22 protein-coding genes and 2 pseudogenes are annotated in these 26,637 nt (G+C 72.0%); 12 read left to right on the top strand and 12 right to left on the bottom strand.

Annotated elements, in window-relative coordinates:
* Positions 1–11: 11 nt before the first annotated feature.
* The 7 genes from ACFYX0_RS29870 to ACFYX0_RS29840 form a co-directional block, all read right to left on the bottom strand.
* The gene (locus tag ACFYX0_RS29870) at positions 12–1,166 is read right to left on the bottom strand and encodes an ATP-binding cassette domain-containing protein (RefSeq protein WP_388974628.1); all 1,155 of its coding nucleotides are present in this window, start codon (positions 1,164–1,166) and stop codon (positions 12–14) included.
* Between the two features lie 22 nt (positions 1,167–1,188).
* Positions 1,189–1,833 carry a lactate utilization protein C gene (locus ACFYX0_RS29865; RefSeq protein ID WP_388974626.1) on the bottom strand — a complete coding sequence of 215 codons (645 nt, stop codon included), beginning with the start codon at positions 1,831–1,833 and terminating at the stop codon, positions 1,189–1,191.
* On the bottom strand, positions 1,830–3,308 hold the full coding sequence (locus ACFYX0_RS29860) for a lactate utilization protein B (RefSeq protein WP_388974624.1): 1,479 nt from the start codon (positions 3,306–3,308) through the stop codon (positions 1,830–1,832). The genes ACFYX0_RS29865 and ACFYX0_RS29860 overlap by 4 nt, the downstream gene beginning before the upstream one ends.
* Positions 3,309–3,339: 31 nt before the next feature.
* Positions 3,340–4,095 carry a (Fe-S)-binding protein gene (locus ACFYX0_RS29855; protein ID WP_388974622.1) on the bottom strand — a complete coding sequence of 252 codons (756 nt, stop codon included), beginning with the start codon at positions 4,093–4,095 and terminating at the stop codon, positions 3,340–3,342.
* Between the two features lie 72 nt (positions 4,096–4,167).
* Positions 4,168–5,616 carry a rhamnulokinase family protein gene (locus ACFYX0_RS29850; protein ID WP_388974620.1) on the bottom strand — a complete coding sequence of 483 codons (1,449 nt, stop codon included), beginning with the start codon at positions 5,614–5,616 and terminating at the stop codon, positions 4,168–4,170.
* Positions 5,613–7,652, bottom strand: coding sequence for a bifunctional aldolase/short-chain dehydrogenase (locus ACFYX0_RS29845; protein ID WP_388974618.1), 2,040 nt, complete (start codon positions 7,650–7,652; stop codon positions 5,613–5,615). The genes ACFYX0_RS29850 and ACFYX0_RS29845 overlap by 4 nt, the downstream gene beginning before the upstream one ends.
* A gap of 148 nt (positions 7,653–7,800) precedes the next feature.
* Positions 7,801–8,508, bottom strand: a complete 708-nt coding sequence (locus ACFYX0_RS29840) for an SDR family NAD(P)-dependent oxidoreductase (RefSeq protein WP_355915745.1) — start codon at positions 8,506–8,508, stop codon at positions 7,801–7,803.
* A gap of 102 nt (positions 8,509–8,610) precedes the next feature.
* Here ACFYX0_RS29840 and ACFYX0_RS29835 point away from each other — a divergent pair.
* Positions 8,611–9,437 (top strand): annotated as a pseudogene (locus ACFYX0_RS29835) (helix-turn-helix transcriptional regulator); the annotation flags it as partial.
* A gap of 106 nt (positions 9,438–9,543) precedes the next feature.
* Here the strand turns inward: ACFYX0_RS29835 and rhaI are convergent.
* Positions 9,544–10,704 carry an L-rhamnose isomerase gene (gene rhaI / locus ACFYX0_RS29830; RefSeq protein WP_388974616.1) on the bottom strand — a complete coding sequence of 387 codons (1,161 nt, stop codon included), beginning with the start codon at positions 10,702–10,704 and terminating at the stop codon, positions 9,544–9,546.
* Between the two features lie 309 nt (positions 10,705–11,013).
* On the opposite strand from rhaI, the gene ACFYX0_RS29825 reads away from it, so the two are divergent.
* From ACFYX0_RS29825 to sigJ, 8 genes and pseudogenes are all read left to right on the top strand, one after another.
* Positions 11,014–12,531 carry a sugar ABC transporter ATP-binding protein gene (locus tag ACFYX0_RS29825; protein WP_388974614.1) on the top strand — a complete coding sequence of 506 codons (1,518 nt, stop codon included), beginning with the start codon at positions 11,014–11,016 and terminating at the stop codon, positions 12,529–12,531.
* A 55-nt stretch (positions 12,532–12,586) separates the two neighbouring features.
* On the top strand, positions 12,587–13,708 hold the full coding sequence (locus tag ACFYX0_RS29820) for an ABC transporter permease (protein ID WP_388974612.1): 1,122 nt from the start codon (positions 12,587–12,589) through the stop codon (positions 13,706–13,708).
* Complete coding sequence (locus ACFYX0_RS29815; protein WP_388974610.1) at positions 13,701–14,708, top strand: ABC transporter permease; 1,008 nt, start codon at positions 13,701–13,703, stop codon at positions 14,706–14,708. Before ACFYX0_RS29820 ends, ACFYX0_RS29815 begins: the two co-directional genes overlap by 8 nt.
* Before the next feature lie 13 nt (positions 14,709–14,721).
* The gene (rhaS, locus tag ACFYX0_RS29810; protein WP_388974608.1) at positions 14,722–15,804 is read left to right on the top strand and encodes a rhamnose ABC transporter substrate-binding protein; all 1,083 of its coding nucleotides are present in this window, start codon (positions 14,722–14,724) and stop codon (positions 15,802–15,804) included.
* A gap of 16 nt (positions 15,805–15,820) precedes the next feature.
* Positions 15,821–16,141: pseudogene (locus ACFYX0_RS29805) on the top strand (L-rhamnose mutarotase).
* A gap of 172 nt (positions 16,142–16,313) precedes the next feature.
* A complete protein-coding gene (locus ACFYX0_RS29800; RefSeq protein WP_355915766.1) occupies positions 16,314–17,339 on the top strand; it encodes a LacI family DNA-binding transcriptional regulator in 1,026 nt (341 codons plus the stop codon).
* Positions 17,340–17,490: 151 nt separating this feature from the next.
* Positions 17,491–18,792, top strand: a complete 1,302-nt coding sequence (locus ACFYX0_RS29795) for an alpha/beta fold hydrolase (RefSeq protein ID WP_388974606.1) — start codon at positions 17,491–17,493, stop codon at positions 18,790–18,792.
* 96 nt (positions 18,793–18,888) lie between these two features.
* A complete protein-coding gene (gene sigJ / locus ACFYX0_RS29790) occupies positions 18,889–19,782 on the top strand; it encodes an RNA polymerase sigma factor SigJ (protein ID WP_388974604.1) in 894 nt (297 codons plus the stop codon).
* A gap of 4 nt (positions 19,783–19,786) precedes the next feature.
* Here the strand turns inward: sigJ and ACFYX0_RS29785 are convergent, their stop codons facing one another.
* Positions 19,787–19,981 carry a DUF5999 family protein gene (locus ACFYX0_RS29785; protein ID WP_388974602.1) on the bottom strand — a complete coding sequence of 65 codons (195 nt, stop codon included), beginning with the start codon at positions 19,979–19,981 and terminating at the stop codon, positions 19,787–19,789.
* A 130-nt stretch (positions 19,982–20,111) separates the two neighbouring features.
* On the opposite strand from ACFYX0_RS29785, the gene ACFYX0_RS29780 reads away from it, so the two are divergent.
* Positions 20,112–20,942, top strand: coding sequence for a pentapeptide repeat-containing protein (locus ACFYX0_RS29780; protein WP_388974600.1), 831 nt, complete (start codon positions 20,112–20,114; stop codon positions 20,940–20,942).
* Here the strand turns inward: ACFYX0_RS29780 and ACFYX0_RS29775 are convergent.
* Complete coding sequence (locus ACFYX0_RS29775) at positions 20,904–22,433, bottom strand: cytochrome P450 (protein WP_388974598.1); 1,530 nt, start codon at positions 22,431–22,433, stop codon at positions 20,904–20,906. The genes ACFYX0_RS29780 and ACFYX0_RS29775 overlap by 39 nt on opposite strands.
* Before the next feature lie 130 nt (positions 22,434–22,563).
* On the opposite strand from ACFYX0_RS29775, the gene ACFYX0_RS29770 reads away from it, so the two are divergent.
* Together ACFYX0_RS29770 and ACFYX0_RS29765 are read left to right on the top strand one after the other, a co-directional pair.
* Positions 22,564–23,172: a TetR/AcrR family transcriptional regulator gene (locus tag ACFYX0_RS29770; protein WP_388974596.1), complete on the top strand. Its 609-nt coding sequence runs from the start codon at positions 22,564–22,566 to the stop codon at positions 23,170–23,172.
* A gap of 117 nt (positions 23,173–23,289) precedes the next feature.
* On the top strand, positions 23,290–24,015 hold the full coding sequence (locus ACFYX0_RS29765) for a DUF2470 domain-containing protein (RefSeq protein ID WP_388974594.1): 726 nt from the start codon (positions 23,290–23,292) through the stop codon (positions 24,013–24,015).
* Here the strand turns inward: ACFYX0_RS29765 and ACFYX0_RS29760 are convergent.
* Positions 23,983–25,197 (bottom strand): lactonase family protein, encoded by a 1,215-nt coding sequence (locus ACFYX0_RS29760; RefSeq protein WP_388974592.1) that lies wholly within the window; start codon positions 25,195–25,197, stop codon positions 23,983–23,985. The two genes, ACFYX0_RS29765 and ACFYX0_RS29760, sit on opposite strands and share 33 nt — an antisense overlap.
* Before the next feature lie 141 nt (positions 25,198–25,338).
* Positions 25,339–26,616, bottom strand: a complete 1,278-nt coding sequence (locus tag ACFYX0_RS29755) for an aromatic acid exporter family protein (protein WP_388974590.1) — start codon at positions 26,614–26,616, stop codon at positions 25,339–25,341.
* Between the last annotated feature and the right edge of the window lie 21 nt (positions 26,617–26,637).

The raw sequence follows: 26,637 nt of genomic DNA, 5'->3' as shown, positions 1-26,637 counted from the left end.
AGCCGGGGCCCTCATGCGTCCGCCACCGACTCGTACGGAACCTCCCGGCGCGAGACTCCCCGGGCGTCCGCGTCCACCGAACGGCGGAGCGCCTCATGGAGCTTGGCCGGTGTCAGGACCCCCAGGAAGCGGGTCCCGTCCAGCACCGCCACCCAGCCGGCGTCGTGCTGGAGCATCACTCCGAACGCCTGCCGCAGCGGAGCACCCACCGGTACCCAGGAGTTCATCCGGTGCGCATGGTCGCGGACCAGACCGCCCCGGGTCAGTTCGTCGACTCCGGCCCAGCCGTGCAGATCACCGGCGGAGTCGAGCACGACCGCCCAGCGTGCGCCCTGCGCGGACAGCCGGGCCGCCGCCCGCCCGCCGGCCTCGTCGAGCCGTACGACCGGCGGCTGCTCCAGATCGCTCGGCTCGATCTCCGTCACCGACAGCCGCTTCAGCCCCCGGTCCGCCCCCACGAACGCGGCGACGCGCGGTGTCGCGGGTGTCCCCAGTACCGATCCGGGCGTGTCGAACTGCTCGATGCGCCCCTGCCCGTACACCGCGATCCGGTCGCCGAGCCGGACGGCCTCCTCGATGTCGTGCGTGACCAGCAGCACCGTCTTGCGCACGGCGCTCTGCATCCGCAGGAACTCCTCCTGCAACTGCTCCCGCACCACGGGGTCGACCGCCCCGAACGGCTCGTCCATCAGCAGCACCGGCGGGTCGGCTGCCAGCGCCCGCGCCACCCCCACCCGTTGTCGCTGACCGCCGGACAACTGGTCCGGATAGCGCGGCCCGTACGTCTTCGGGTCCAGGCCCACCAGATCGAGCAACTCGGCCGCGCGCGCCCGTGCCCTGGCCCTCTTCCAGCCGAGCAGACAGGGCACGGTCGCCGTGTTGTCGAGCACGGTCCGGTGTGGGAACAGCCCGACCTGCTGGATCACATAGCCGATCCGCCGCCGCAGCCGCACCGGATCGACGGTCGCGACATCCTCGCCGCCCACGAAGATCCGCCCCGAGGTCGGCTCGATCAGCCGGTTGACCATCATCATGGTGGTCGTCTTGCCGCAGCCGGACGGTCCGACCAGGGTGACCAGCTCGCCCTCGCCGATCTCGAAGGACAGGTCGTCCACGGCCGTCGTACCGTCCGGATACCGCTTGGTGACCTCCTCGAACCGGATCATTCCCTCACGCTAGCCGCGCCGGTCACACCTCGCTCACCAGCACCACCTCCAGGGTGCGTGGACCATGCACCCCCTCGACCCGCTCCAGCTCGATGTCACTGGTCGCGGACGGCCCGGAGATCCAGGTCAGCGGGCGCTCCGGGACGAGCCGCCGCATCGCCTGGGGCACGGAGTCCACGACCTGGTCCGGGACGAGTACGACACAGATGTGGTGGTCGGGGACGAGGGTGATACGGCGGCGGCCCTGATCCGGTGAGCCGTCCAGCACCAGGGTGCCGGTCTCGGCGATCGCGACCGCGCAGCCGGTGACCACACTGTCGACGCGGTCGAGTTCGTACGGGGTGCTCTCCGCCCGGTCGGGCACCTGCTCCACGCCCGTGAGCCAGTCGGTCGGCAGCCCCGAGGGCACCAGCACGGTCCGCGCGCCGCGTGCCGCGAGCAGACCGGCCAGGGTCGAGGACAGCTCCGCGGTGTTCGTCCGGTGCACGATCGCCCGGTAGTCCGCGAGGTTCTCCGCGAGCAACTCCACCGTCTCGGCCGGGGCGCGCTCGCCGTGCCGCTCCCGATAGTCCCGGGGAACGTCCTGCTCGTAGGGCGTGTCGCCCTTGGGCACGTCCGCCAGTGCGCGGCGCACCCGGCCCAGGATCAGATCCCTGCTGTTGCTCACCTTTCCGCCTCCTTCCCTCCGCGTGTGCGCTGCCACCAGTCGCGGAACGGCTCCGGGGGCAGCGTCGGCAGGTCCCGGCTCGCGCTCCACGCCCGGCCCGGGCCCGGCAGGGTCCGCGGCAGGAAGCGACGTGAACGCGACGCCAGACGCTGGCCCGTGCGCAGCGCGCCGGGGTGGCTGAAGGCCCAGCGTGCGGCCCGCATCGCCGCCCGCTCGGCGGCGTGTCCCCGTGCGGGCCGCAGTACGACCTTGTTGCCCGCCTGTGTCGCGGGCCCGCCCTCGACCACCCGTTCCCGCAGATGCACCAGCACCTCCGGGATGTCGATGGCGACCGGGCACACGTCGTAGCAGGCGCCGCACAGCGACGAGGCATAGGGCAGTGAGGCGTCGATCGGGCTCCGGATGCCTCGCAGCTGGGGGCTGAGGATGGCACCGATCGGACCCGGGTACACCGAGCCGTAGGCATGGCCGCCTGCCCGCTCGTACACCGGGCACACATTGAGACACGCCGAGCAGCGGATACAGCGCAGGGCCTGACGGCCGACCTCGTCGGCGAGGGTGTCGGTACGGCCGTTGTCGAGCAGCACCAGGTGGAAGGTGCGCGGTCCGTCCCCGTCCGTCGTGCCGGTCCACATCGACGTGTACGGGTTCATCCGTTCGGCGGTCGAGGACCGGGGGAGCGTCTGGAGGAACACCTCCAGGTCCTGCCAGGTCGGCACGATCTTCTCGATGCCGACGACGGAGATCAGCGTCTCGGGCAGCGTGAGGCACATCCGCCCGTTGCCCTCCGACTCGACCACCACCAGCGTGCCCGTCTCCGCGACCATGAAGTTCGCGCCCGAGACGGCGACCTTGGCGCGCAGGAACTTCTCCCGCAGATGCAGCCGGGCCGCCTCGGCGAGTTCGGCGGGTGTGTCGGTGAGCCCCTCGGGAGCGGGACGGCCCCACGCGCCCATCTCGGAGCGGAAGATGTCGCGGATCTCCCCGCGGTTGCGGTGGATCGCGGGGACGAGGATGTGCGAGGGCCGGTCCTTGCCCAACTGCACGATCAGTTCGGCGAGATCGGTCTCGTAGGCCCGGATGCCCTCCGCCTCCAGCACCTCGTTGAGGCCGATCTCCTGCGTGGCCATGGACTTGACCTTCACGACCTCGGACTCGCCGGTCGCCTTCACCAGCTCGGTGACGATCCGGCACGCCTCCTGCGCGTCCGCCGCCCAGTGGACGACGCCTCCGGCCGCCGTGACCGCCTGCTCCAACTGCACGAGATAGCGGCCGAGATGACGCAGCGTGTGGTCCTTGATCCGCTTGCCCGCCTCGCGCAGCTCCGCCCAGTCCGACACCTCCGCGACGGCCCTGGCCCGCTTGGCGCGGATGGTGTGGGTGGCGTGCCGCAGATTGCCGCGCAGCGTCCTGTTGCCCACCGCCTCGTGCGCCGCCTCGGGAAACGCCGGCATGCCGACGAACCTCCCGCTCATGCGAGGCCACCCTTCCTCACGACGACGCCCCTCATACCAGCGGCTCCCTCTCCGTGCTCGCCAGGATCTCCGCGATGTGCACCGGCCGCATGCCGACGCGCAGCCGTGCCATCGTGCCGCCGATGTGCATGAGACAGGAGTTGTCCGCCGCGCACAGCACCTCCGCCCCCGTCGACTCGGCGTTGCGTACCTTGTCGGCGCCCATGGCCGCCGAGACGTCGGGGTTCTTCACGGCGAAGGTGCCGCCGAAGCCGCAGCACTCTTCGGCACCGGGCAGCTCGATCAGTTCCAGTCCCTTGACGGCCCGCAGCAGCCGCGTCGGGCGGTCGCCGAGCCGTAGGCTCCGCAGCCCGTGACACGTCGGGTGATAGGTCACCGGATGCGGGTAGTACGCCCCCACGTCCGTCACCCCCAGCACGTCCACGAGGAACTCGGTCAGTTCGTACGTCTTCGGGACCACGGGCGCCACGGTGGCCGCGAGGGCCTCCCCGCGGCCCTCGGCCCGCGCCCGCTCACCCATGCGCGGATACAGCTCCCGCACCATCGCCCCGCAGGAACCGGACGGAGTCACGATCGCCTCGTAGTCCCGGAATACATCGGAGAACTTCACCGCGAGTGGCTCGGCCTCATGTCGATACCCGGTGTTGTAGTGCGCCTGCCCGCAGCAGGTCTGCGCCGACGGGAAGTCGACTTCGACGCCCAGCCTGGTCAGGAGTTTCACCACGGCGCGCCCGGTGTCCGGATAGAGCGTGTCATTGACGCAGGTCAGGAACAGAGCGACGCGCATCGCGGCTCCTTGGGGTCGATCATCGGATGAGTGCAGAGTAATCGGCGGACGCGGCCTGGGGGAGACCCCGTCTCACGGCGTGGCGAGACGGGACTCCGCGGCACGCCATGACGCCGGGTCGCCCCGCGGCTCGTACCGTGTCGGCGGCTGCGTACGGGCGAGGAGGCGCCGCATGTCCGCGCGGTCGCCGAGGAGTCCGTCGGCGCGGGCCTGGACGAGGACGTTGCCGAGAGCTGCCGCCTCCGCGGGGCCGGCCAGCACCGGCAGTCCGCAGGCGTCGGCCGTCAGCTGGCACAGCAGCGCGTTGCGGGTGCCGCCCCCGACGATGTGCACGACGTCGACCGGATGGTCCGCGAGCCGCCGGGCATCGGCGACGGCCCGGCGGTGCGCGAGCGCCAGGGAGTCGAGGATGCAGCGCGTGATCTCGGCGGGGGAGTCCGGCACCGGCTGCCCGGAGGCCCGGCACGCCTCGGCGATCCGCGCCGGCATCCGCCCGGGCGCCAGGAACGCCGTGTCACCCGCGTCCACGACGGACCGCAGCGCCGGCGCGTCGGCCGCCGCCGCGAGCAGCGCGGGCAGGTCCGTGTCGTCCCACTCCCGCAGGCACTCCTGGAGCAGCCACAGCCCCATGATGTTGCGCAGATAGCGGATCGTGCCGTCCAGGCCCAGCTCATTGGTGAAGTTGGCGGCACGGCTCGCCTCGGTCAGCACCGGAGCCTGAAGTTCCAGTCCGGCCAGGGACCAGGTGCCGGTGCAGATGTACGCGAACCGTTCGCCCACGGCCGGTACGGCGGCCACCGCGGAGGCCGTGTCATGGGAGGCGACCGCGGTCACCGGGACCGGACCGGTCAGACCGGTCTGCGCCAGTACGCCGGGGCGCAGCAGGCCCACCCGGTCACCGGGCCGGCGCAGCGGGGCGAACAGGCTCAGGTCGATGCCCAGCCGCCGGGCGAGGCCGTACGACCAGTCGCCGGTGCGGGGGTCGAGGAGCTGGGTGGTGGACGCGTTGGTCAGTTCGGTGCCCTGCTCGCCCGTCAGCCAGTAGCCGAGCAGATCGGGAATGAGCAGCAGCCGCCCGGCCCGCGCGAACTCGGTTGTGGAACGGCCCGCTGTGAGCTGGTACAGCGTGTTGAAGGGCGCGTACTGCACCCCCGTGGCGGCGTACAGCTCCTGTGCGGGCACGGTCGCCCACACCTTCTCCGCGATGCCCTCGGTGCGGGCGTCGCGGTAGTGCACCGGATTGCCGAGCAGGGCGCCGTCGGCGTCCAGGAGCCCGTAGTCCACCGCCCAGCTGTCGATGCCGACCGACCGGACGGGACCGGCCGCGCGCAGCCCGTCGAGGACGCCCGTGTACAGGGACAGGATGTCCCAGCGCAGCCCCTCGGGGAGGTGCACGGGCCGGTTCGGGAACCGGTGGGCCTCGGTCAGCTCCAGGGTGCCGCCACCCACCCGGCCGACCATGACCCGCCCGCTGGACGCGCCCAGATCGACCGCGGCGTACGACGTCACGGCCGAGCTCATCGCAGAAACGCGGCTGCCACACCCGCGTCGACCGGGACGTGCAGCCCCGTGGTGTGCGTCAGGTCGCCGCCTGTCAGCGCGAACACGGCGGCGGCGACATGCTCCGGCAGCACCTCCCGCTTCAGCAGGGTGCGTTGGGCGTAGAACTCACCGAGCTTCTCCTCCTCGACGCCGTAGACGGCCGCCCGCTGGGCGCCCCAGCCGCCTGCGAAGATGCCGGAACCGCGCACCACGCCGTCCGGGTTGACCCCGTTGACGCGGATGCCGTGCTCGCCCAACTCGACCGCCAGGAGACGCACTTGGTGCGCCTGGTCGGCCTTTGTCGCCGCGTAGGCGATGTTGTTGGGGCCGGCGAAGACGGCGTTCTTGGAGGCGATGTACACGATGTCACCGCCCAGCCCCTGCGCGATCATCACCCGGGCCGCCTCACGCGAGACGAGGAAGGAGCCCCGGGCCATGACGTTGTGCTGGAGGTCCCAGTCCCGCGCCGATGTCTCGAGAAGCGGCCTGGAGAGGGAGATCCCGGCGTTGTTCACCACCAGGTCGACGCCGCCGAAGGCCAGCAGCGCCGCCCGGAACGCCGCGGCGATCTGCTCCTCGGACGTGACGTCCACGGTGACGGCTACCGCCCGGTCCGCACCGCCGAGTTCCTCGGTGACCGCCGCGGCGCTCTCCGCGTTCAGGTCGGCGACGACGACGCACGCTCCCTCGGCGACCAGCCGGTGCGCGATCGCCCTGCCGATCCCGCTGCCGGCACCCGTCACCAGCGCCACCCGGGTGGCCAGCGGCTTCGGCTTCGGCATCCGCCGGAGCTTGGCCTCCTCCAGCGCCCAGTACTCGATGCGGAACTTCTCCGACTCCTCGATGGGCGCGTACGCCGACACGGCCTCGGCGCCGCGCATCACCTGGACGGCGTTGACGTAGAACTCGCCCGCCACGCGCGCGGTCTGCTTGTCCCCGCCGAAGGAGAACATGCCGACGCCGGGGACGAGGACGATCGCCGGGTCCGCGCCGCGCATCGCGGGGGAGTCGGGCAGGGCGTGCCGCCGGTAGTAGGCGGCGTACTCCTCGCGGTACTCGGCGTGCAGTTCGGTCAGCCGGGCGATCGCCTCGTCGAGCGGTGCGGTCGGCGGCAGGTCGAGGACCAGCGGACGGATCTTGGTGCGCAGGAAGTGGTCCGGGCAGGAGGTGCCGAGCGCGGCGAGACGCGGGTGCTCGGCGCGGGCGAGGAAGTCGAGGACGACACCGGAGTCGGTGAAGTGCCCGATCCGGGCGCGGTCCTGGGAGGCCAGTGCGCGGATGTGCGGGGCCAGCGCCGCCGCCCGCCTGCGGCGCTCCGTCTCGGGCAGCGGCTCGTATCCCTCGAGCACCGGCCCGAACGGCTCCGCCTTGCCGTGCCGGGCGAGGAACTCCTCGGCGGTGCGGATGACGTGCAGGGAGTTGCGCTCGCACTCCTCGGCCGTGGCACCCCAGGCGGTGATGCCGTGACCGCCGAGGACGCAGCCGATCGCCTGCGGGTTGGCCTCCTTGACCGCCGCGATGTCCAGGCCCAGCTGGAAACCGGGCCGTCGCCAGGGGACCCACACCACCGTGTCGCCGAAGCACTCGGCGGTCAGCTTCTCGCCGTCGGCGGCGCACGCGAGCGCGATCCCGGAGTCGGGGTGAAGGTGGTCGACGTGGGGGGCGTCCACCAGACCGTGCATGGCGGTGTCGATGGACGGTGCCGCACCGCCCTTGCCGTGCAGGCAGTAGTCGAACGCGGCGACCATCTCGTCCTCCCGTTGCACGCCCGGGTAGACGTCCCTGAGTGCCCGCAGCCGGTCCAGTCGCAGCACCGCGAGACCGGACTCGGTCAGCGTGCCGAGGTCGCCGCCCGACCCCTTGACCCACATCAGCTCCACGTCACCGCCGGTCACGGGGTCGGTCGCGGTGCCCTTGGCGGAGGCGTTGCCGCCGGCGTAGTTGGTGTTGCGGGGGTCGGCGCCGAGCCAATGGGAGCGGGCCAGGAGGGCGGCGGCTTCGGGGTGGGGTGCCATGACGTCTCGGTCCTCCCTTGTGGTTTGAATCGTTTCAGGAAATTAATGGGCGGACGTGGCCTCGTCAAGGTGTCGTCGGACGGTCACATACGGCGGTGGTGGTGCGTGCCGGAGCACGCGCCACCACCGCACGGCGCCAGGGGCGCCCTCACCAGGGAAGCGAGCCCTCCGCGTCGAAGTAGCCCCCGGTCGGCCCGTCCGGGCCTACCTGGGCCATGCGCACGATGATCTCGGCGCCCTGCTCGACGCTCTGGACGCCCGCGTGGCGGTTCAGGTCCGTGGCGGTGTAACCGGGCTCCACCGCGTTGATCCGCATGTCCGGGAACGCCTTCGCGAACTGCACCGTGACCATGTTGACCGCCGCCTTCGAGGCCGGGTAGGCGACCCCGGGGTAGCCGTACGCGGGTGTCCCCTCGGCGCTGACCCTGGCCAGCGAGGCCAGACCGCTGCTGACGTTGACCACCACGGGGGCGGCCGATCGCCGCAGCAGCGGCAGGAAGGCATGGGTGACACGGACCAGACCGAAGACGTTCGTCTCGAACACCGCCCGCATCGCGTCGGCGGTCACCTCCGCGGCGCCGACCACGCCACCGTCCGGCGTCCGGTTCTCGACGCCGGCGTTGTTGACGAGGACGTCCAGTCCGCCGTCGGCCTCGACGGTCTTGGCCGCGGCCGTGACGGACGCGTCGTCGGTGACATCGAGCAGGACGGCTCGCGCGCCCAGCTGTTCGGCGGCCCGGCGTCCGCGTTCGGCGTCCCGGCTGCCGATGTACACGGTGTGCCCCGCCTCGACGAGCCGACGGGCGGTCTCGAAGCCGAGACCCTTGTTCGCTCCGGTGATCAGTGTTGTCGTCATGCCTCCAGAGTGGTGCGCGGCCCGCCGCACAGCCAGAGGCCCCCTCTTCCTGGGACTGCCGGTACCAGGAAGACGCGCGCTCCACGGGGCACACCGGGCGGCATGGCGACGGCGGAGTTCGGCAAGGCGGTGCGTCGCCGGCGTGACCGGGTCCCACCCGAGGCGGCAGTGCCCTCCGGCGGGCGGCGCCGCCCGCCCGGCCTGCGCCGCGAGGAGCCGGTGCTGCCGGCCGGGATCTCCGTCGACTGCATCACCCGCCTCGAACAGGGCCGCGCGTCCCACCCCCGGCCCAGATCGTCGAGGCCCTGGCCAGGGCTCTGCGGCTGTCGGGGGCCGAGCGCGAGCATCCGTTCCGGCCGGCCGGGCTGACGCCGCCGGACCCGGACACCGTTCCCGGGCGCCTCACGCCGAGCGTCCAGCGGCTCCTGGTCCGGCTGACCGGACCCCCCGTCGCCGTCCACGACGCCTCCTGGACCCTGCTCCTGGCCAACCCGCCGTACGCCGCGCTGATGGGAGACCCGTCGGGATGGCGCGGCAACGACCGCAACGGTGTGTGGCGCAATCCGCTCGGCCCGGGCACCCGGGTGCGGCACACCCCCGAGTCCCGGCGCGCGTTCGAGGCCGCGCCGGTCGCGGACCTGCATGTGGCCGCCGACCGCTGTCCGGCCGACCAGAGGCTGCGGCGGCTGGTCGGGGAACTGCGTGCGCGCAGCGAGCGGTTCGCGGAGCTGTGGGACTCCGGAGCCGTCGGCCACCATGAGTCCGCCCGCAAGACCGTCGACCATCCGCAGGTGGGTCCGGTGATCCTGGACTGCGATGTGCTCACCGTGGCGGGCGCCGACCTGCGCATCATGGTCTACACGGCCGAGCCCGGCACCGAGGACGCCGAACGCCTCGCCCTGGTGACCAGGCTCGGGACCCGGGCGCTGCTGGGAGAGCCGCGGGCCGGCTGCCGCCGGACGGGCGTCGGCATCCGCCCGTGCGCCTCGGCCCGTTCGGGTGGGCTGCGCGTCCCGACCGCCGCCGGCCCCGCGTTCACGCGCCCCAGCCGGCCTGCTGTCCGCCGACCCGCTCCGCGGCGATCGTCTCCGCCCAGCCGGACCGGTGGTAGGCGGCGACCGGGTCCGGGTCCAGCCCGAGGTCCGCACGGACCTCGGCGAGCAGCGGCCGTACGTCGGTGTTGTAGGCGTCCATGAGCACCGCGTTCGCGCCGAGCACATCACCGGACCGCTGGGCCGAGGCGAGCGCCTCGGCGTCCACGAGCAGCGCCTTCGCCGTCGCCTCCTGCACGTTCATCACGGAACGGATGATCGCCGGGATCTTCGGTTCGATGTTGTGGCACTGGTCGAGCATGAACGCCACGTCCGGCCCGAACCCGCCGCCGCGCACCACCTCGTACATGATGCGGAAGAGCTGGAAGGGGTCCGCGGCACCGACCATGAGGTCGTCGTCGGCGTAGAAGCGGGAGTTGAAGTCGAAGCCGCCGAGCCTTCCCTCGCGCAGCAGCGTGGCGACGATGAACTCGATGTTGGTGCCGGGCGCGTGGTGCCCGGTGTCGACGACGACCTGCGCCTTCTCGCCGAGCCGGAGACAGTGCGCGTAGGCCGTGCCCCAGTCCGGGACGTCGGTCGTATAGAACGCGGGCTCGAAGAGCTTGTACTCCAGCAGCATGCGCTGCCCGTCGCCGAGCCGTGCGTACACCTCGGCCAGGGCCTCCGCGAGCCGGTCCTGACGGGCGCGGATGTCGTCCTGGCCCGGGTAGTTCGTCCCGTCGGCGAACCACAGCTTGAGGTCCTTCGACCCCGTGGAGTCCATGATGTCCACGCACTCCAGGAGATGGCCGACGGCCTTGCGGCGCACTGCCGCGTCCGGATGGCAGATGCTGCCCAGCCGGTAGTCGTCGTCCTGGAAGGTGTTGGAGTTGATCGCGCCCAGGCGCAGTCCCCGTTTGCGCGCGTGCTCGGCCAGGGCCCCGTAGTCGTCGACCCGGTCCCAGGGAATGTGCAGCGCCACCGTCGGCGCGACCCCCGTGAACTCGTGCACCTTGGCCGCGTCGTCCAGTTTCTCCCGCGGTGTGCGCGGCACCCCCGGCTGCGCGAACACCTTGAACCGAGTGCCCGAGTTCCCGTACGCCCACGACGGCGTCTCGACGGCCTGGGTCTGCAGAGCGGCCTTCACCGCGGCGAGCTCGGTCACTTCGGTGCTCCTGGGGTGTCGGTGGAATCCACATGTCGCGAAGCGATGCCATGAGGCCGTTTCACGAAGCGATGCATGAAAGGTCCATGAAACGATTCAGGACGGAAGCTAGGAGTCTCCGAGGGGAGTGTCAATCCCCCTCGCGGGCCCGTTCGTTCGGGACTCCCTTGCGGCCTCTGGCTGTCGGAACTTTTTCGACGCGACCCCATTGACGTGACAAGGCTGGCGCGCCTACCGTCCCCGGCAACCCAGTTGAAACCTTTCACACGCCGGAAGGGCCGCCCCCGCCGGTGTCGTCGAGGAGCTCCCATGACCCACCCGTCCGCCACGGGTCCGGCGCCGGTGCTGGCGCTCAGGGACATCTCCAAGTCCTTCGGCGCGGTACGCGCGCTGCGGGAGGTGTCCCTGGAACTGTTCCCCGGCGAGGTGCACGCCCTCGCCGGCGAGAACGGCGCGGGCAAGTCGACCCTCATCAAGACCCTCGCCGGTGTCCACCGGCCGGACGCCGGGCAGGTGCTGCTCGACGGCGAGCCGACCGTCTTCCACGGCCCGGCCGACGCACGCGACGCCGGTATCGCCGTGATCTACCAGGAACCGACCCTCTTCCCCGACCTGTCGGTGGCCGAGAACATCTCCATGGGCCGCCGGCCTCGGCGTTCCCTCGGCCGTATCGACCACAAGGCCACCCGTGCGGCGACCGCGGCCCTGATGCGGCGCCTCGGCGTCGACCTCGATCCGGAGCGCCCCGCACGCGGTCTGTCCATCGCCGACCAGCAGATCGTCGAGATCGCCAAGGCGCTGTCCTTCGACGCCCGGGTCCTGATCATGGACGAACCCACCGCCGCCCTGACCGGCAGCGAGGTGGCCCGCCTCTTCGGGGTCGTCCGCACCCTGCGGGACCAAGGCGCGGCGGTGCTGTTCATCTCCCACCGGCTGGAGGAGATCTTCCGGATCTGCCGGCGGGTGACCGTCCTGCGCGACGGGGCCCTGGTCGCGGGCGAGTTGCTGGAAGGGCTGACCGAGGACGATCTCGTACGCCGTATGGTCGGACGCGACCTCGACGCGCTGTATCCGAAGCAGGACGTGCGGCCCGGCCGAGTGGCCCTGAGCGTGCGGCGGCTGACCCGGGAGGGCGTCTTCACGGACGTGTCCTTCGACGTGCGCCGCGGAGAGATCGTCGGTCTCGCCGGGCTCGTCGGCGCCGGCCGTACCGAGGTGGCGCGGGCCGTCTTCGGCGTGGACCGGTGGGACGCGGGAGAGGTCGAGGTCGACGGCAGGGCACTGACCAACGGCGCGCCCTCCACCGCCATGGCCGCGGGCCTCGCCCTCGTCCCCGAGGACCGGCGGGCTCAAGGCCTGGTGATGAACATGTCCATCGAGCGCAACATCGGTCTGACCGGACTGCGCACGACCGCCAGGGCCGGGCTGATGAACCGCGGCGCCGAACGCAGCCGCTCCCTCGACTGGGCCGTCAGGCTGCGGGTGAAGTACGCCCGGATCGCCGACGCCGTCTCCACCCTGTCCGGCGGCAACCAGCAGAAGGTCGTCCTCGCCAAGTGGCTGGCCACCCGCCCGAAGGTGCTCATCGTCGACGAGCCGACACGCGGCATCGACGTCTCTACGAAGGCGGAGGTGCACCGGCTGCTCAGCGAGCTGGCCGCCGACGGGGTGGCCGTCCTGATGATCTCCTCCGATCTGCCCGAGATCCTCGGCATGGCCGACCGGGTGCTCGTGATGCACGAGGGCCGGCTCACCGCCGACATCCCGCGTTCGAGAGCCGGCGAGGAGACCGTGATGGCCGCAGCCACCGGGAGGACCGCCGCATGACAGCCATGGAGAGAGCCCCCGTGACGGCCCCCGCCGCCACCGGGAGGGCCGCCGTATGACGGTGACCCCGCCCCGCCCCGCCCCCGCCGCCGAGGTGCCTCGGTCCGGCGGCGCCCGACTGGTCGACCGCGTCTTCCGGATGCGTGAACTCGCCCTCCTCGCCGTGTTCGTGGTGATGATCGTGGTCACCCAGCTGGGCAACAGCGAGTTCCTCTCCGAACAGGGCATCAAGGACCTGCTGCTCAACGCGACCATCCTGGTGCTGGTCGCCACCGGCCAGTCCCTGGTCGTGATCACCGGGAACGTCGACCTGTCCGTCGGCTCCACCCTCGGCATCAGCGCCTTCGCCGCCGGCACCTACCTCCACGGCGGTGGGAACGCGGTCGTGGCGCTGCTGCTCGCGGTCCTGGTGGGCGTCGGCTTCGGCCTGCTCAACGGGCTGCTCGTCAGCCTCGGTCAGGTGCCCGCACTCGTCGTCACCCTCGGCACGCTGTACATCATCCGCGGTATCGACTCCATCTGGGTCGGGTCGCGCCAGATCACGGCGGCCGATCTGCCGGGCGGATTCGTCGACTTCGGCTCCGGCGGCATCACGGCCCTTCCCTGGCCGGCCCTGATCGCCCTCGGCGTCCTGGTCGCGACCGCGTACCACCTCAAACACTTCGGCAGCGGGCGCGAGTTGTACGCGCTCGGGTCCAACGCCGAGGCCGCCCGGCTCGCCGGCCTTCCGGTCCGCAGGCGGATCCTGACCGCGTACACCTTCTGCGGCGCCCTCGCCGGTCTCGCGGGAGGGCTGTACCTCGCCCGGTTCGGCAACGTCGACTCCGGCACCGGAAGCGGCTACGAACTCACCGTCGTCAGCGCCGTCGTGGTCGGCGGTGTCGCCTTCACCGGCGGCTCCGGCAGCGTCTACGGCGCGGCGCTCGGCGCCCTGCTGCTGACCTCCGTCAACAGTGTGCTGCCCGCCCTCGGGGTCAGCTCCGTCTGGGTGCTCGCCATCAACGGCGTCCTGCTGCTGCTCGCCATCGCGGTCGACCGGGTCGTCGCGCTGCGCGTGGCCGTGGCCCTGAAGAAGTCGGCCGCGAGAAGGCCCGCCGTGAAGCAGCCGGCCCCGTCGGACCCCGCGCAGCAGCCGACCCCACCGGCCCCCGAGGAGGGGAACGCACCCCATGCCTGACTCGTTGACGCGCGCGATCCGCTGGGACACGGTCGTCGGTGCGCTGTTCCTCGTTCTCCTGCTGCTGTCGTTCTCCTTCGTCGACGGCTTCGGCAATGCCCTGAACCTGTCGTTCCTCATCGGCAACACCCTGCCGATCGCACTGATCGCGCTGCCGATGACCCTCCTCGTGGTCGCGGGGGAGATCGACCTGTCGGTCGCCTCCACCGCCGGCCTGTCGGGCGCCGTCATGGGCAAGCTGTGGAACGAGGGGATGGCGATCGAGACGATCATCCCGCTGTGTCTGCTGCTCGGCCTGGTGTGCGGCCTGGTCAACGGCCTGCTGGTGACCAGGCTCGGCCTGCCGTCCCTCGCCGTCACCATCGGCACCCTCGCCGCGTACCGGGGCATCGCGCAGATCGTGCTCGGCTCGGACGCCGTGACCGACTTCCCCACGCAGTACCTCGACTTCGCGGCCGGGCGTGTCGGGAACACCTTCGTTCCGCAGGCGTTCCCGGCCTTTCTGGTGCTGCTCGCCGTCGCCGTCGTCGTCCTGCACGCGAGCCCGTTCGGCCGCTCGCTGTTCGCGGTCGGCGCGAGCGAGGAGGCCGCACGGTTCGCCGGCATCCGGGTCAAGCGGGCCAAGCTGACCCTGTTTCTGGCCACCGGTCTCATGGCCTCCCTCACGGGCGTGTTCTGGGCCCTGCACTACGCCAGCGCCCGCTACGACAACGCCACCGGGCTCGAACTCTCCGTCGTCGCCGCGGTGCTGCTCGGCGGTGTCGACTTCGACGGCGGCAAGGGCACGCTCGGCGGCGCGATCACCGGGGTGTTCCTGCTCGGTGCGCTGGAGAACGTGATGAGCCTGCTGAACATCGCGGCGCAGTCGCAGATCGTCGTCACCGGTGTCCTGCTCGTCGTCTCCGTGCTCGGCCCCCGCGTCGGGCGACAGATCTCCGTCGCGAGGGCGGCCCGCCGAGCCGTGTCCGCTCCGCCCCCGTCCCTCCGCTCACCGTCGTAAAGGATCTCCGCCCATGCGTGCTTCAGCGATCCGCCGTGGCTGCACGGCCCTCGCCGCCGTCGCCTCCCTTGCCCTCGCCGCCACCGCCTGCGGCGGCACCACCAAGAACGACGTCAAGAACGACAGCGGCGGCTCTGCCGCCTCGTCCGGCAAGGCGGACCCGGGCGCCGCCCTCAAGAAGGGCCTCACCGTCGGCTTTCTGCCCAAGCAGGTCAACAACCCGTACTTCACCTCCGCCGACAAGGGCGGCGAGAAGGCCCTCACCGAGCTGGGCTCGAATTACAAGGAGGTCGGCCCGTCCAGCGCCACCGACACCGCCGGCCAGGTGAGCTACGTCAACACGCTCACCCAGCAGCAGGTGAGCGCGATGGCCGTGTCCGCCCAGGATCCGGGGGCCCTGTGCACCGCGCTCAAGCAGGCCATGAGCAACGGCATCAAGGTCGTCACCTACGACTCCGACACCCGGCCCGAGTGCCGAGACGCCTTTGTCTCCCAGGCCAGTGCCGAGGACCTGGGCCGCACCGAGGTGCGGCTGCTCGCCCAGCAGATCGGCTACCGGGGTGAGATAGCGATCCTGTCCGCCGCGCAGACCGCGACGAACCAGAACACGTGGATCGGCTATATGAAGGACGAGTTGAAGGACCCCAAGTACAAGGACGTCAAGCTGGTCAAGGTCGCGTACGGCAACGACGACGCCCAGCAGTCCTTCCAGCAGACCCAGGGCCTTCTGCAGGAGCACCCGGACCTGAAGGGGATCATCTCCCCGACGACCGTCGGTATCAAGGCGGCCGCCCAGTATCTGTCCGGGTCCAAGTACAAGGGCAAGGTCCGGCTCACCGGTCTCGGCACCCCGAACGACATGCGCAAGTACGTCAAGAACGGCACGGTCGAGGCGTTCGAGCTGTGGGACCCGGCCAAGCTCGGCGAACTGGCCGCCCGCACCGCCGTCGCCCTGGCCTCCGGGCAGATCACCGGCAAGGAGGGCGAGACCTTCAAAGCCGGCGACACCGCGTACACCCTCGGCAAGGACGGTGTGATCAACCTGGGCAAGCCGACCGTGTTCGCCGCCGAGAACATCGGCCAGTTCGACTTCTAGCACCGGGAGACCGTCGATGCAGCGCGTGTGCTTCGTGCACCGGGTCAGGGCCGAGCGTCTCGACGAGTACCGCGAGCGTCATGCCGCGGTGTGGCCCGAGATGCTCAGGGCCCTCTCGACGGCCGGCTGGCACAACTAGTCGCTCTTTCTGCGTGAGGACGGCCTGCTGGTCGGCTATCTGGAGACCGTGGACTTCGCCGCCGCGCAAGCCGGGATGGCGGCCACCGAGGTCAACGCCCGCTGGCAGGCGGAGATGGCGCCGTTCTTCGTCTCGCCGGACGGCGCCCGGCCCGACGAGGCCATGCGCCCCCTCACCGAGGTGTTCCACCTCGCCTGACCCGCGGACCCGTCCGCCGCTCGAGGACCCGGGAGGACGCCGCTCGCCACCGCCGTCGGCGGACGTGCGGCGTCCGTTTCGACCATGTGCCCGACCGGGGCGGAAGTGGGACGGCATGCAGGTAATGTGAGGTTTTCCCGCCGCCCCTCGTAGCTCTGGAGGTTCCCGCCCGATGGCCCAGACGGTGGGTATCAAGGATGTCGCCCGCGCGGCAGGAGTCTCCGTGGGCACGGTCTCGAACGTCATCAACCGTCCCGAGACCGTCGCCGCTCCCACCCGCGCCCGCGTGCTGTCCGCGATCGACCGCCTCGGCTATGTGCGCAGCGAGTCCGCACGGCAGTTGCGGGCCGGGCGCAGCCGGATCATGGGGCTGCTCGTCCTCGACATGGGCAACCCGTTCTTCGTGGACGTGGCCCGCGGCGCCGAGCGGGCAGCCCGCCAGGCCGGGCTCGGCGTGATGGTCTGCAACAGCGCGCAGAGCCCCGCGGAGGAGGCCGAGTACCTCTCGCTCTTCGCCGAGCAGCGGGTGCGCGGCGTGCTGCTCACCCCGGCCGACGCGACCGGCCGCAACATCGAGGCGTTCCGCCGCCACGGCATCCCGTTCGTGCTGGTCGACCGGGTCGCCGAGGGCACCACGGAGTGCTCGGTCTCGGTCGACGACGTGGCGGGCGGCGCCCTGGCCGTCCGGCATCTGGTCGACGCCGGGCACCGCTCCGTCGCCTACGTCAGCGGGCCGCCCGGACTCCACCAGGTCAGGGACCGCCGCATCGGCGCCCTGAACGTGCTGGCCGAGGCCGGTCTCGGCCCCGGGGCGCTGCGGGAACTGCCCACCGAGCGTCTGGACGTCGCCGCGGGCCGCGACGCCGGTGCCCGGCTTCTCGGGCTCGCCGACCGGCCGACGGCAGTCTTCTGCGCCAACGACCTGCTCGCGCTCGGCGTCCTGCAGGCCCTGTACGCCGCCGGGGTGAGCGTCCCCGAGGACCTCGCCCTCGTGGGCTACGACGACATCGAGTTCGCCGCGGCGGCCGCCGTGCCGCTCACCTCGGTACGGCAGCCCGCCGTCACCATGGGTGCGCTGGCCGCGGAACTGCTGCTGGAGGAGACCGAGGCGGAGGGGGGAGCGCGCGGGCACGAGCACCAGCGGGTCGTGCTCCAGCCGGAGCTGGTGGTGCGCCGCTCCAGCCTGGCGGCGCGCTGAGCCCCTCCCGCGCGGCGACATTCGTCGTACGGGCGATCGGCACCGGCTGAGCGGCTGGTCGGGGGCGGCTTCTCGATCCCCGGGCGCCGACACCGCCGGTCCATGTGCTGAACTGGCACGCGTCCTGATTCCGTCCGTCCCGGGAGCCCCCTTGAGCCTCAGCTACCGTCAGCCCGGTGTCGTCCTCACCGACCGGCGCTTCACCGTGCCCCTGGACCACGACGCCCCCGACGGCGAGACGATCGAGCTGTACGCACGGGAGGTCGTCGCGAGCGGCAAGGCGGACGCCGACCTGCCCTGGCTGGTCTACCTCCAGGGCGGCCCAGGCTTCGGGGCGCACCGGTTCATCGGCAAGCAGGCCTGGCTGGGCCGCGCCCTGGAGGACTACCGTGTCCTCCTCATCGACCAGCGCGGCACCGGCGCCTCCACGCCCGCCAACCGGCAGACGCTCCCGCTGCGCGGAGGCCCGCGCGAACAGGCCGCCTACCTGACTCGCTTCCGCGCCGACTCCATCGTCCGCGACTGCGAGGCCATCCGCCCCCAGGTGACCGGCGGCGCCCCCTGGACCGTCCTCGGGCAGAGCTTCGGCGGCTTCTGCACCGTGAACTACCTCTCGACCGCGCCCGAGGGCCTGCGGGCCGCCCTGATCACCGGCGGACTGCCCTCCCTCGACGGGCACGCGGACGACGTGTACCGGGCCGCGTATCCCCGTATCGAGCGCAAGGTCGCCGCCCACTACGCCCGCTACCCGCAGGACGTCGAACGCGCCCGCCGTATCGCCGAGTACGTGCTCCAGCACGAGCCCGTGCTGCCCGGCGGCTACCGGCTCACCGTCGAGGCGTTCCAGTCCCTCGGCATCCTGCTCGGCGGCGGCGAGGGCAGCCACCGCCTCCACTTCCTCCTCGAGAACGCCTTCGTGCACACTCCGGGCGGCCTCGCGCTCTCCGACGCCTTCCAGGAGGAGGTGCAGACCCTTCTGTCGTACGCGGGCCACCCGCTGTACGCGCTGGTGCACGAGGCGATCTACGGCCAGGACGGCCGCCCCACCGCCTGGTCGGCGGAGCGGATGCGAGCGGAGTTCCCGCAGTTCGACGCGGCGAAGGCACTGGCCGGCGACGGACCGGTGCTGTTCACGGGCGAGTCCGTGCACCCCTGGATGTTCGACACCGACCCGGCGCTGCGCCCGCTGCGCGACACCGCGCACCTGCTCGCCGAGCACACCGACTGGACCCCGCTGTACGACCCCGCCCGCCTCGCCGTCAACGAGGTGCCGGTGGCCGCGGCGGTCTACCACGACGACATGTACGTCGACACCGACCACGCCCTGCGCACGGCCCGCGCGATCCGCGGACTGCGGACCTGGGTCACCGACGAGTTCGAGCACGACGGGGTCCGCGCGGGCGGCCCGCGGGTCCTGGGCCGGCTGCTGGCGCTGGCGCGGGACGAGGTCTGACACCGAGGTGGGCACGGAATTCGCTCAACGTCCGTGCCCCGTCCGTGTTTTGATCGTCAGGGGAGCCCAGGACGGGACCGGTCGAACGGGGGGTCGATGAACGACGTGGAACTGCTGGCGGACCGCTTCCAGGAACACCGGGGGCAGCTGCGCGCCGTCGCCTACCGGATGCTGGGCTCGCTCAGCGAGGCCGACGACGCCGTTCAGGAGACCTGGCTGCGCCTGAGCCGTTCCGACGTCAGCGAGGTGCGCAACCTCGGCGGCTGGCTCACCACCGTCGTCGGCCGGATCTGCCTCGATCTGCTCCGCTCCCGTGGGGCGCGGCGCGAGGAGCCGATGGGGGACACCTTCGTCCCCGACCCGGTCGTCACCCCCCTGGACCGCGTCGATCCCGAACAGGAGGCACTGCTGTCGGACTCGGTCGGGATCGCGCTCCTCGTCGTCCTGGAGACACTGGAGCCCGACGAACGGCTGGCCGTCGTTCTGCACGACATGTTCGCCGTCCCCTTCGACGACATCGCGCCCGTCGTCGGCCGCGGCTCCGCCGCCACCCGGCAGCTCGCGAGCCGGGCCCGGCGCAGGGTGCAGCAGGCGGGGCCGGCGCCCGATCCCGACCTCGGACGTCAGCGCGAGGCGGTCGAGGCGTTCCTCGCGGCCTCACGCTCCGGCGACTTCGACGCCCTCGTCGCCGTACTCCACCCGGATGTGGTGCTGCGGGCCGACTCCGGCTCCCTGGTGCGTGGTGTGGCCGCGTCCAAGGTGGTGCAGGGTGCGACGGCCGTGGCCCAAGGGGCGCTCCTGTTCCGGCAGTTCTCCCCGCACGCGCGGATCGTGCTGGTCAACGGCATGGTCGGCACGGTCACGGCGCCCGAGGGGCGGCCCCAGTCGGTCATGTCCGTCGCGGTCGTGGACGGCAGGATCGCCCGGATCGACATCCTGTCGGACCCCGAGCGCCTGGCACGGCTCGACCTCACGGCGGTGCTGGCCTGACCGCTCAGCGGGCGGTCCGCTCCATCCCGCGCTGCGGAGCCACGGCCCGGCCGTCCGGCAGCAGCTCGCCGGTGTCGTCGAAGACGATCGTGCCGTTGCACAGCAGGCTCCAGCCCTGCTCGGGGTGGGCGGAGACGACCATCGCCGCATGGTGGTCGGAACGGTCGGCCGGTGGGCACGGAGGCCAGTGCGTGCACATGACGTCTCTCCCGGGGTCGTACGACGGGTACCTCCGTGGTAGCGGTCCTTGTTTTCCTACGGATGAGTGGACTCCCACGGCGCAGGAAATTCGGCGGTGAGCTTTGCGGGCGGCATTTAGGATCGATGCCATGCATACCACCCCGGCCGACCGCTTCGACCTGCGCGCGGACTGCAGCAGCTGCTTCGCGCTGTGCTGTGTCGCCCTGCCCTTCGGGCGCTCGGCGGACTTCGCGGTCGACAAGGACGCCGGCACGCCCTGCCGCAATCTCCAGGACGACTTCCGCTGCGGCATCCACCCCCGGCTGCGGTCGAGCGGCTTCCCCGGCTGCACCGTCTACGACTGCTTCGGCGCCGGGCAGAAGGTCTCCCAGATCACCTTCGGTGGACAGGACTGGCGGTCGGGCGGCCCCGAGCACGCCCGCCGGATGTTCGACGTGTTCCCCGTGATGCGTCAACTCCACGAGCTGCTCTGGTATCTGACGGAGGCGCTCACCCTGCCTGCGGCCCGTTCTGTCCACGCGGACCTGCGCCGCATGCTGGAGGCGACCGAGCGGCTGACGTCGCGGACGCCGCAGGAACTGGGGGAGCTGGATGTCGGCGCGCACCGGCAGGAGGTCAATGTGCTGCTGCTGCGCACCAGCGAGCTGGTCCGCTCGGGGACGGGACGCCGTGGCAGGAGCCGTCGGGGCGCCGATCTCCTCGGCGCCCGGCTCAAGGGGGCGGATCTGCGGGGTGCGGATCTGCGCGGCGCCCTGCTCATCGCCGCCGACCTGACGGGCGCCGATCTGCGCGACGCGGATCTGATAGGCGCCGATCTGCGCGACGCGGACCTCAGGGACGCCGATCTGACGGGCGCCTTCTTCCTGACCCAGCCGCAGATCAACGCGGCCCGGGGCAGCGCGGGCACCCGCCTGCCGGCGTCAGTCACCCCTCCCGGTCACTGGACAGCGGGCCCCTGACGGGGGCGGCGGCGTCTCGCCGACGGCCGCCGGGGTGCGCGCGAGGGCGGCCCGCCGGTCGAGGTGCAGTCGCAGCCCCTCCGGGATCACCGTCAGCCGCTCCGCCACCCTCAGCCGGTAGCCGGCGTCCGGCCGCAGCTCGTAGCGGCGCAGCAGCAGCGCCAGCACCAGCGTCGCCTCGTGCAGCGCGAACTGCCGCCCGATGCAGGCCCGCGCCCCCGTCCCGAACGGCTTGAAGGTGTGCCCGGGGCGCGCCCGTACCGCGCCCGCCTCGAACCGGTCCGGGTCGAACCGCTCCGCGTCCGCGCCCCACACCTCCGGATCCCGGTGCAGCAGGGGCGTGAGGACCAGGGCCCAGGCGCCCCGGCGCATCGGATGGACGCCGTCGAGCACGGTGTCGTGCCGGGCCTCCCGCGCGTAGGCGGGGGCGGTCGGCCACAGACGCAGGGACTCGTCCAGGACCCGGCGCACATACCGCAGCCTGGCGACCTGCTCGTAGCCGGGCCGCGCGGTGTCACCCCACACCTGGTCCACCTCCTCCCGGGCGCGTGCGGCGATGTCCGGGTGCCGGGAGAGATAGTGCAGGGCGAAGGAGAGCGCCCCCGAGGTCGTCTCGTGACCGGCCACCAGGAAGGTGATCACCTGGCGCCGGATGTTCTCGGGCGCGAGCCGTTCACCGGTCTCCGGGTGCGCGGTCTCCAGCATCCGGTCGAGCAGGTCGCCGCCGCCACTGCCGCTGGCGCTGCCGCGCCGGGCGCGTACCAGCTCGTCCACCGTGCGGTTCAGATACGCCATGTCCGCCTCGTTGCGCCGGGCGGCGTCGCGCAGCAGCAGCGAACTCAGCGGCCCGGGAACGACGTTGCGGCGCTGCGCGTACGTCAGTGTGCCGACCATGGCGGTCACGAAGGGATGCGGCCGGGAGCGCTCGAAGGAGCCGAAGTCATGGCCGAAGCCGGTGCGTGCGATCGTCTCCAGCGTCAGCTTGGTCATGTCCCCGGGCACGTCCACGGCGCGGCCCGCCGCCTGCTCGGCATCCCAGCGGTTCAGCAGTTGCTCGGCCACGTCCAGCATCATCGGGTGGTAGCCCGCCATGGCCTCGCGGCTGAAGCCGGGGGCCAGGACATCGTGCGCCAGCTGCCAGTTGGGCTCGTCGTTGTACGCGGTGAACAGGCCGTCCCCGGCGACCGGCCGGAGATTGGCGACCCCGAGGCCCACGTGCTTGGCGAAGCGCGACTCGTCGGCGAGATCGGCCGCGAGGCGGCCGCCCCACACGAAGACGATCTCCCGGCTGAAGAACTTCCGGCGGAAGACGGGTCCGAGCATCTTGCCGTAGCGCATCGAGTCCTGCAGCGGCCTGCGGCGGTCGGCGCCGAACACGTCCCCGATCACCGGGAGCCGGTGCGGCGGGTGCGGGATGCGGTCCAGCTCCGGCCAGCCCAGTTCCGCACCCCGGAAACCCCTCGGCAGCGCGGTCGCCGTCGTCTCCGCCATGACGCCATCTCCCTTGATGCAACGCAGGCCGGGCCCAGGGTGAGCAGGGCGAGCAAGCGTGTTGTACGTCGGTTCAATAGCGCTTTCAGTCTCCTGCCCCCGTTGAACCGGCGTCAAGTAGAGTGCCGTCATGGCCGCGAACCAGGGGGAGCGCACGCGCCGCCGGCTCAGCACCGGGGAACGCAGGGAGCAGCTCCTCACGGTCGGGGCCCGGCTGTTCTCGGAGAACCCCTACGACGAGGTGTGGATCGAGCAGGTCGCCGAGATCGCCGGGGTCTCGCGCGGGCTGCTGTACCACTACTTCCCGACCAAGCGGGACTTCTTCGCGGCGGTCGTGGAGCGCGAGAGCGAGCGGATGCTCCGGATGACGGAGGCCGTCCCGGGGGTCGCGGTGCGCGATCAACTCGCCGCCTCGCTGGACACGTTCCTCTCGTACGTCGAGGAGCACGCGCACGGCTTCCGCGCCTTCCATCGCGCCGACGCGGCGGGGGACCAGGCCGTGCGGAGGGTCTACCGGCAGTCACTGGCCGCGCAGGAACGGCAGATCCTGACGGCGCTCGCGGCAGATCCGGAGTTCGGCCCGGCCGTCGCGGACCGGCCCGACCTGAGGATCGCCGTCCGCGGCTGGCTGGCCTTCACGACGGCGGTGTGCCTGGAGTGGCTGCGGGGGGCCGCCCTGTCCCGGGACCAGGTGCGCGACCTGTGCGCTCGCGCGCTGTGGGGTGTCATCGCCTCCTGAGGTGGCCAAAGGCCCCTGATGCTCTCCGGCGACGGCGCGTCGCGTGCCGGGGCCTGGTTGGCGCGCAACTCGATCTCCGATAAGTTAGGCAAGGCTTACCTAAAGGAGGCTGAGGGAATGGGTGACCGTCATGCCTGGACGGCCGCGCCCGCGGCGGCGGATCGTGCCCGATCCGTGCTGGCTGCCGCATGGTCCTGCGCGGTGACTGCGGAGGGCGGCCGGGAGGAACTGGTCGGAGCGCACACCGCCCTGACGGACGGCCGGGTGCTGCTGCATCTGCCCGAGGACAGCACGCTGCGGGCCCTCGCGCTCTGCGCACAGCGCGGAGAGCCGTCCGTGGTGCTGGAACTCGCCGACGTCGCGCCGGTCCCGGTCCGCTCCCGGATCCGCGCCCGGCTGTGGCTGGCCGGCACGCTGGTGCCCGACGAGGGGAATCTTCTGCTCCAGCCGTCGCGTATCGCGCTGCGCCGGGCCAACGGCGTGGCCGCCGTGGACCCCGCCGAGTACGCGACCGCCGAGCCCGACCCGCTCGCGGGGGCCGAGGCCCGGCTGCTCACCCACCTCGCAGACGCCCACCCCGACGCCGTCGAGCGGCTCACCCGCCTCGTCGAACCCGACAGCCTGCACGGCGCGGTACGTGTCCAGCCGCTCGCCGTCGACCGCCATGGGCTGACCCTGCGCATCGAGCGGACCCGCGGTCATGGCGACGTACGCCTGACGTTCCACCGGCCCGCCGACGACGTCGCCGAGCTCACCGAGCGGATGCATGTGCTGCTCGCGCAGGCCGCCCGGGCCGCCTGCCCCCGGACGCTACAGCGGCAGCGCACAGACGGCGACCGGTGAGGCGAACGGTTCGCCCGCGAGTCGCAGCTCACCGCTCGCCCGGTCCACATGGAAGACGCTGACCGTGCCGGACCGCTGGTTGGCAGTGAACAGCAGCCCTCCGTCCGGCGACAGGGCGAGATGACGCGGGAAGTCACCGCTGACCGGCACCGTGTCCAGCAGCCGCAGCCGGGCGCCGCCCGCCTCGACGGCGTACCCCGTCACACTGTTGTGGCCGCGGTTGGCGAGATAGGCGTACGCGCCGTCCGCCGTCACCGCGAACTGCGCCGGATAGTTCGTCCCCGCGCCCGTACCCGTGGACTGCGGCTCGCCCGGGGTGAGACGGCCCGTCGCGGGGTCGTAGGCGCAGACGACGGCGGTGTTGTCGACCTCGTTGGCGAGATACGCGAAGCGGCCGCCGGGGTGGAACGTGAGATGCCGCGGTCCCGCGCCCGCCCGGGTCCGCGCCCGGGAGACCTCGGCGAGCGTGCCACGGGACGGATCGAGACGGTAGGTGTACACGGTGTCGGCGCCCAGGTCCACGGCCAGCACATGGTCCCCGTCGGGGCCGGTGAGGAACTGGTGCGCGTGCGGTCCCTGCTGTCCCGGTCCTGGCGGAGGACTGGTGTGGGTGACGAGGTCGGTGCGCTCGCCCAGGGCACCCGTGGGGTCGATGGGATGCACCGCCACGCTGCCCGAGAGGTAGTTGGCGCTCAGCAGCCACCGCCCGCTCGGATGCACCGACAGATGGCAGGGGCCCGCCCCGCCCGTGCTCCGGGAGCCGAGGATCCGGTGCCCGTCCAGGCGTACGGCCGTCACCGAGCCGTCCTGTTGCTCGTCCACGGCGTACAGCGTGTGCCCGTCGGGGTGCACCGCGAGGTACGAGGGGTCGGGCACGCCGGTCAGCGTGCCGGTACCGGTGACCGCGCCGCTCCCCGGGTCGTACGTAGCGAGGCCGATGCCCCGGCCGCCGCCCTCGACGGAGGTGTACGTGCCGACGTAGAGCGGACGGGGGCCGGCGGGGCGGCGCGGCGGCGAGGACGCGTGGGCCGGGGCGGGCCGGGACGCGTCCGAGGTCTGCTCGGGCAGGGCGGGTGCCGGGATCGTGGTCACCGCGGTGGCGGCCGTGGCGGCACCGAGGAACCGACGTCGGCTCCAGCCTCCGCCGGACGAAGCCCGCGTCGGTTCCGCACCCCTGCTCATGCCCGCACCTCGAAACTCGACGGCCTCATCTGCCACAGCCACCATGACCGGACCGACCGCCAAGTGCAAGGTGGGCAACGACCGTTGCGACTTATGCAACGTTCGCGGTCCCGGTCCGCGCGGGGGTGCGGCCCAGCCGCTTCACCCGGGGCGACCGGGGGGCCCAGGACGGTCCCGGCCCCGGATGAGCTCACGCAGCCGGGACAGCCCGGGCCGGAGCACATTCTCCCGGAACCTGGTGAGAAGCGGGTTCCGCTCGCGCTGCTCGTCGGCGCAGCGGTCCAGTTCCTCCAGCAGACGGCGGGTGCGGTGCTCGGTGTCGAGCTCGTCCAGGATGCGGTTGACCTCGGTCAGCACGGCGCCCTGGAACTGCCACTGCCGGGTGTCCCGCTGGACGCCCTCCAGCAACAGCTGGGCCAGCTTGTCGCGGGTCGCCCCCGCCGTGACCAGCTCCTCGGCGAGCCGGGCCTCGGCGGACTCGGCGTTGCTGCTGACGTCGGTGGTGACGAGCACCGCGAAGCTGACCACGGCATCGGCGATCTCGGACAGCAGCCGCTCCAGCGTCGCCCCGGCCTCCGGCTCGAACAGGGGCTCGGGGTCGCGTTCCTTCGCGAGGTCGGCAAGGGTCCGGGTGATCACCCGCAGCACCACCGTGCAGATCTCCAGCGTGTCCAGACCGGTGCGCAGCACGATCCGGTGCAGCAGGCCCTCGCGGACCCGGGGGTTGAGCTTGAGACTGTCCTCGGCCTGCCGCAGCGCCGCGTCCACCTCGACGATGTCGTGGTCCAGCCGACGCGCCTCGTACAGCCGTACGGTCGCCAGGGCCACCGGGACCCGGCCCGCCGCCTGCTCGCCGACGCGCAGCATCAGCTGGCGCATCCGGCGTGCCAGGTCCTCGATGGACTGTCCGGCGGGGCCCACCCACACCGGGGGAGCGAAGAACAGGTTCGTCAGCAGGCCGACCACCGCGCCGATCACCGTCTCCAGGACCCGTGCCCACGCCGTACTGCCGACCTGAGTCACCCCCAGGACCAGCATGGCGCTGATCGCCACCTCGGGGACGTACTCGCTGACCCGTACGAGATGGCCGACGGCCAGTGAGGCGAGGATGATCAGGCCCAGGCTCCACCAGGTCAGGCCGACCAGGATGCTGAAGCCGATGGCGATGACGACGCCCGTCACCACGGAGTTCACCCGGCGCACGCTGTTGGTGATCGTCGCGTAGAGCGTCACCTGGACCACCAGGAGCGCCGTCAGGGGCGCGGTGAGCGGAGCAGGCTCCGGACTCAGGCGCACAGCGACCACGTAGGCGATGGTCGCGGCCGCGGTCGAACGAACCGCCTGGACGGCCTCGGGTACCTGGCGCAGCTTAACGATCCGGGCGGTGACCCTCGTCCACGTCTCACGCACATCTTGCATCCCTATGGCTCTTCCCGCTCC

Origin of the sequence: Streptomyces sp. NPDC002573 (assembly GCF_042889625.1) — a bacterium.
Taxonomy (GTDB): domain Bacteria; phylum Actinomycetota; class Actinomycetes; order Streptomycetales; family Streptomycetaceae; genus Streptomyces; species Streptomyces gibsoniae.
The sequence above is the reverse complement of the archived record's forward strand: the minus strand, read 5'-3'. Positions and strand labels throughout refer to the sequence as shown.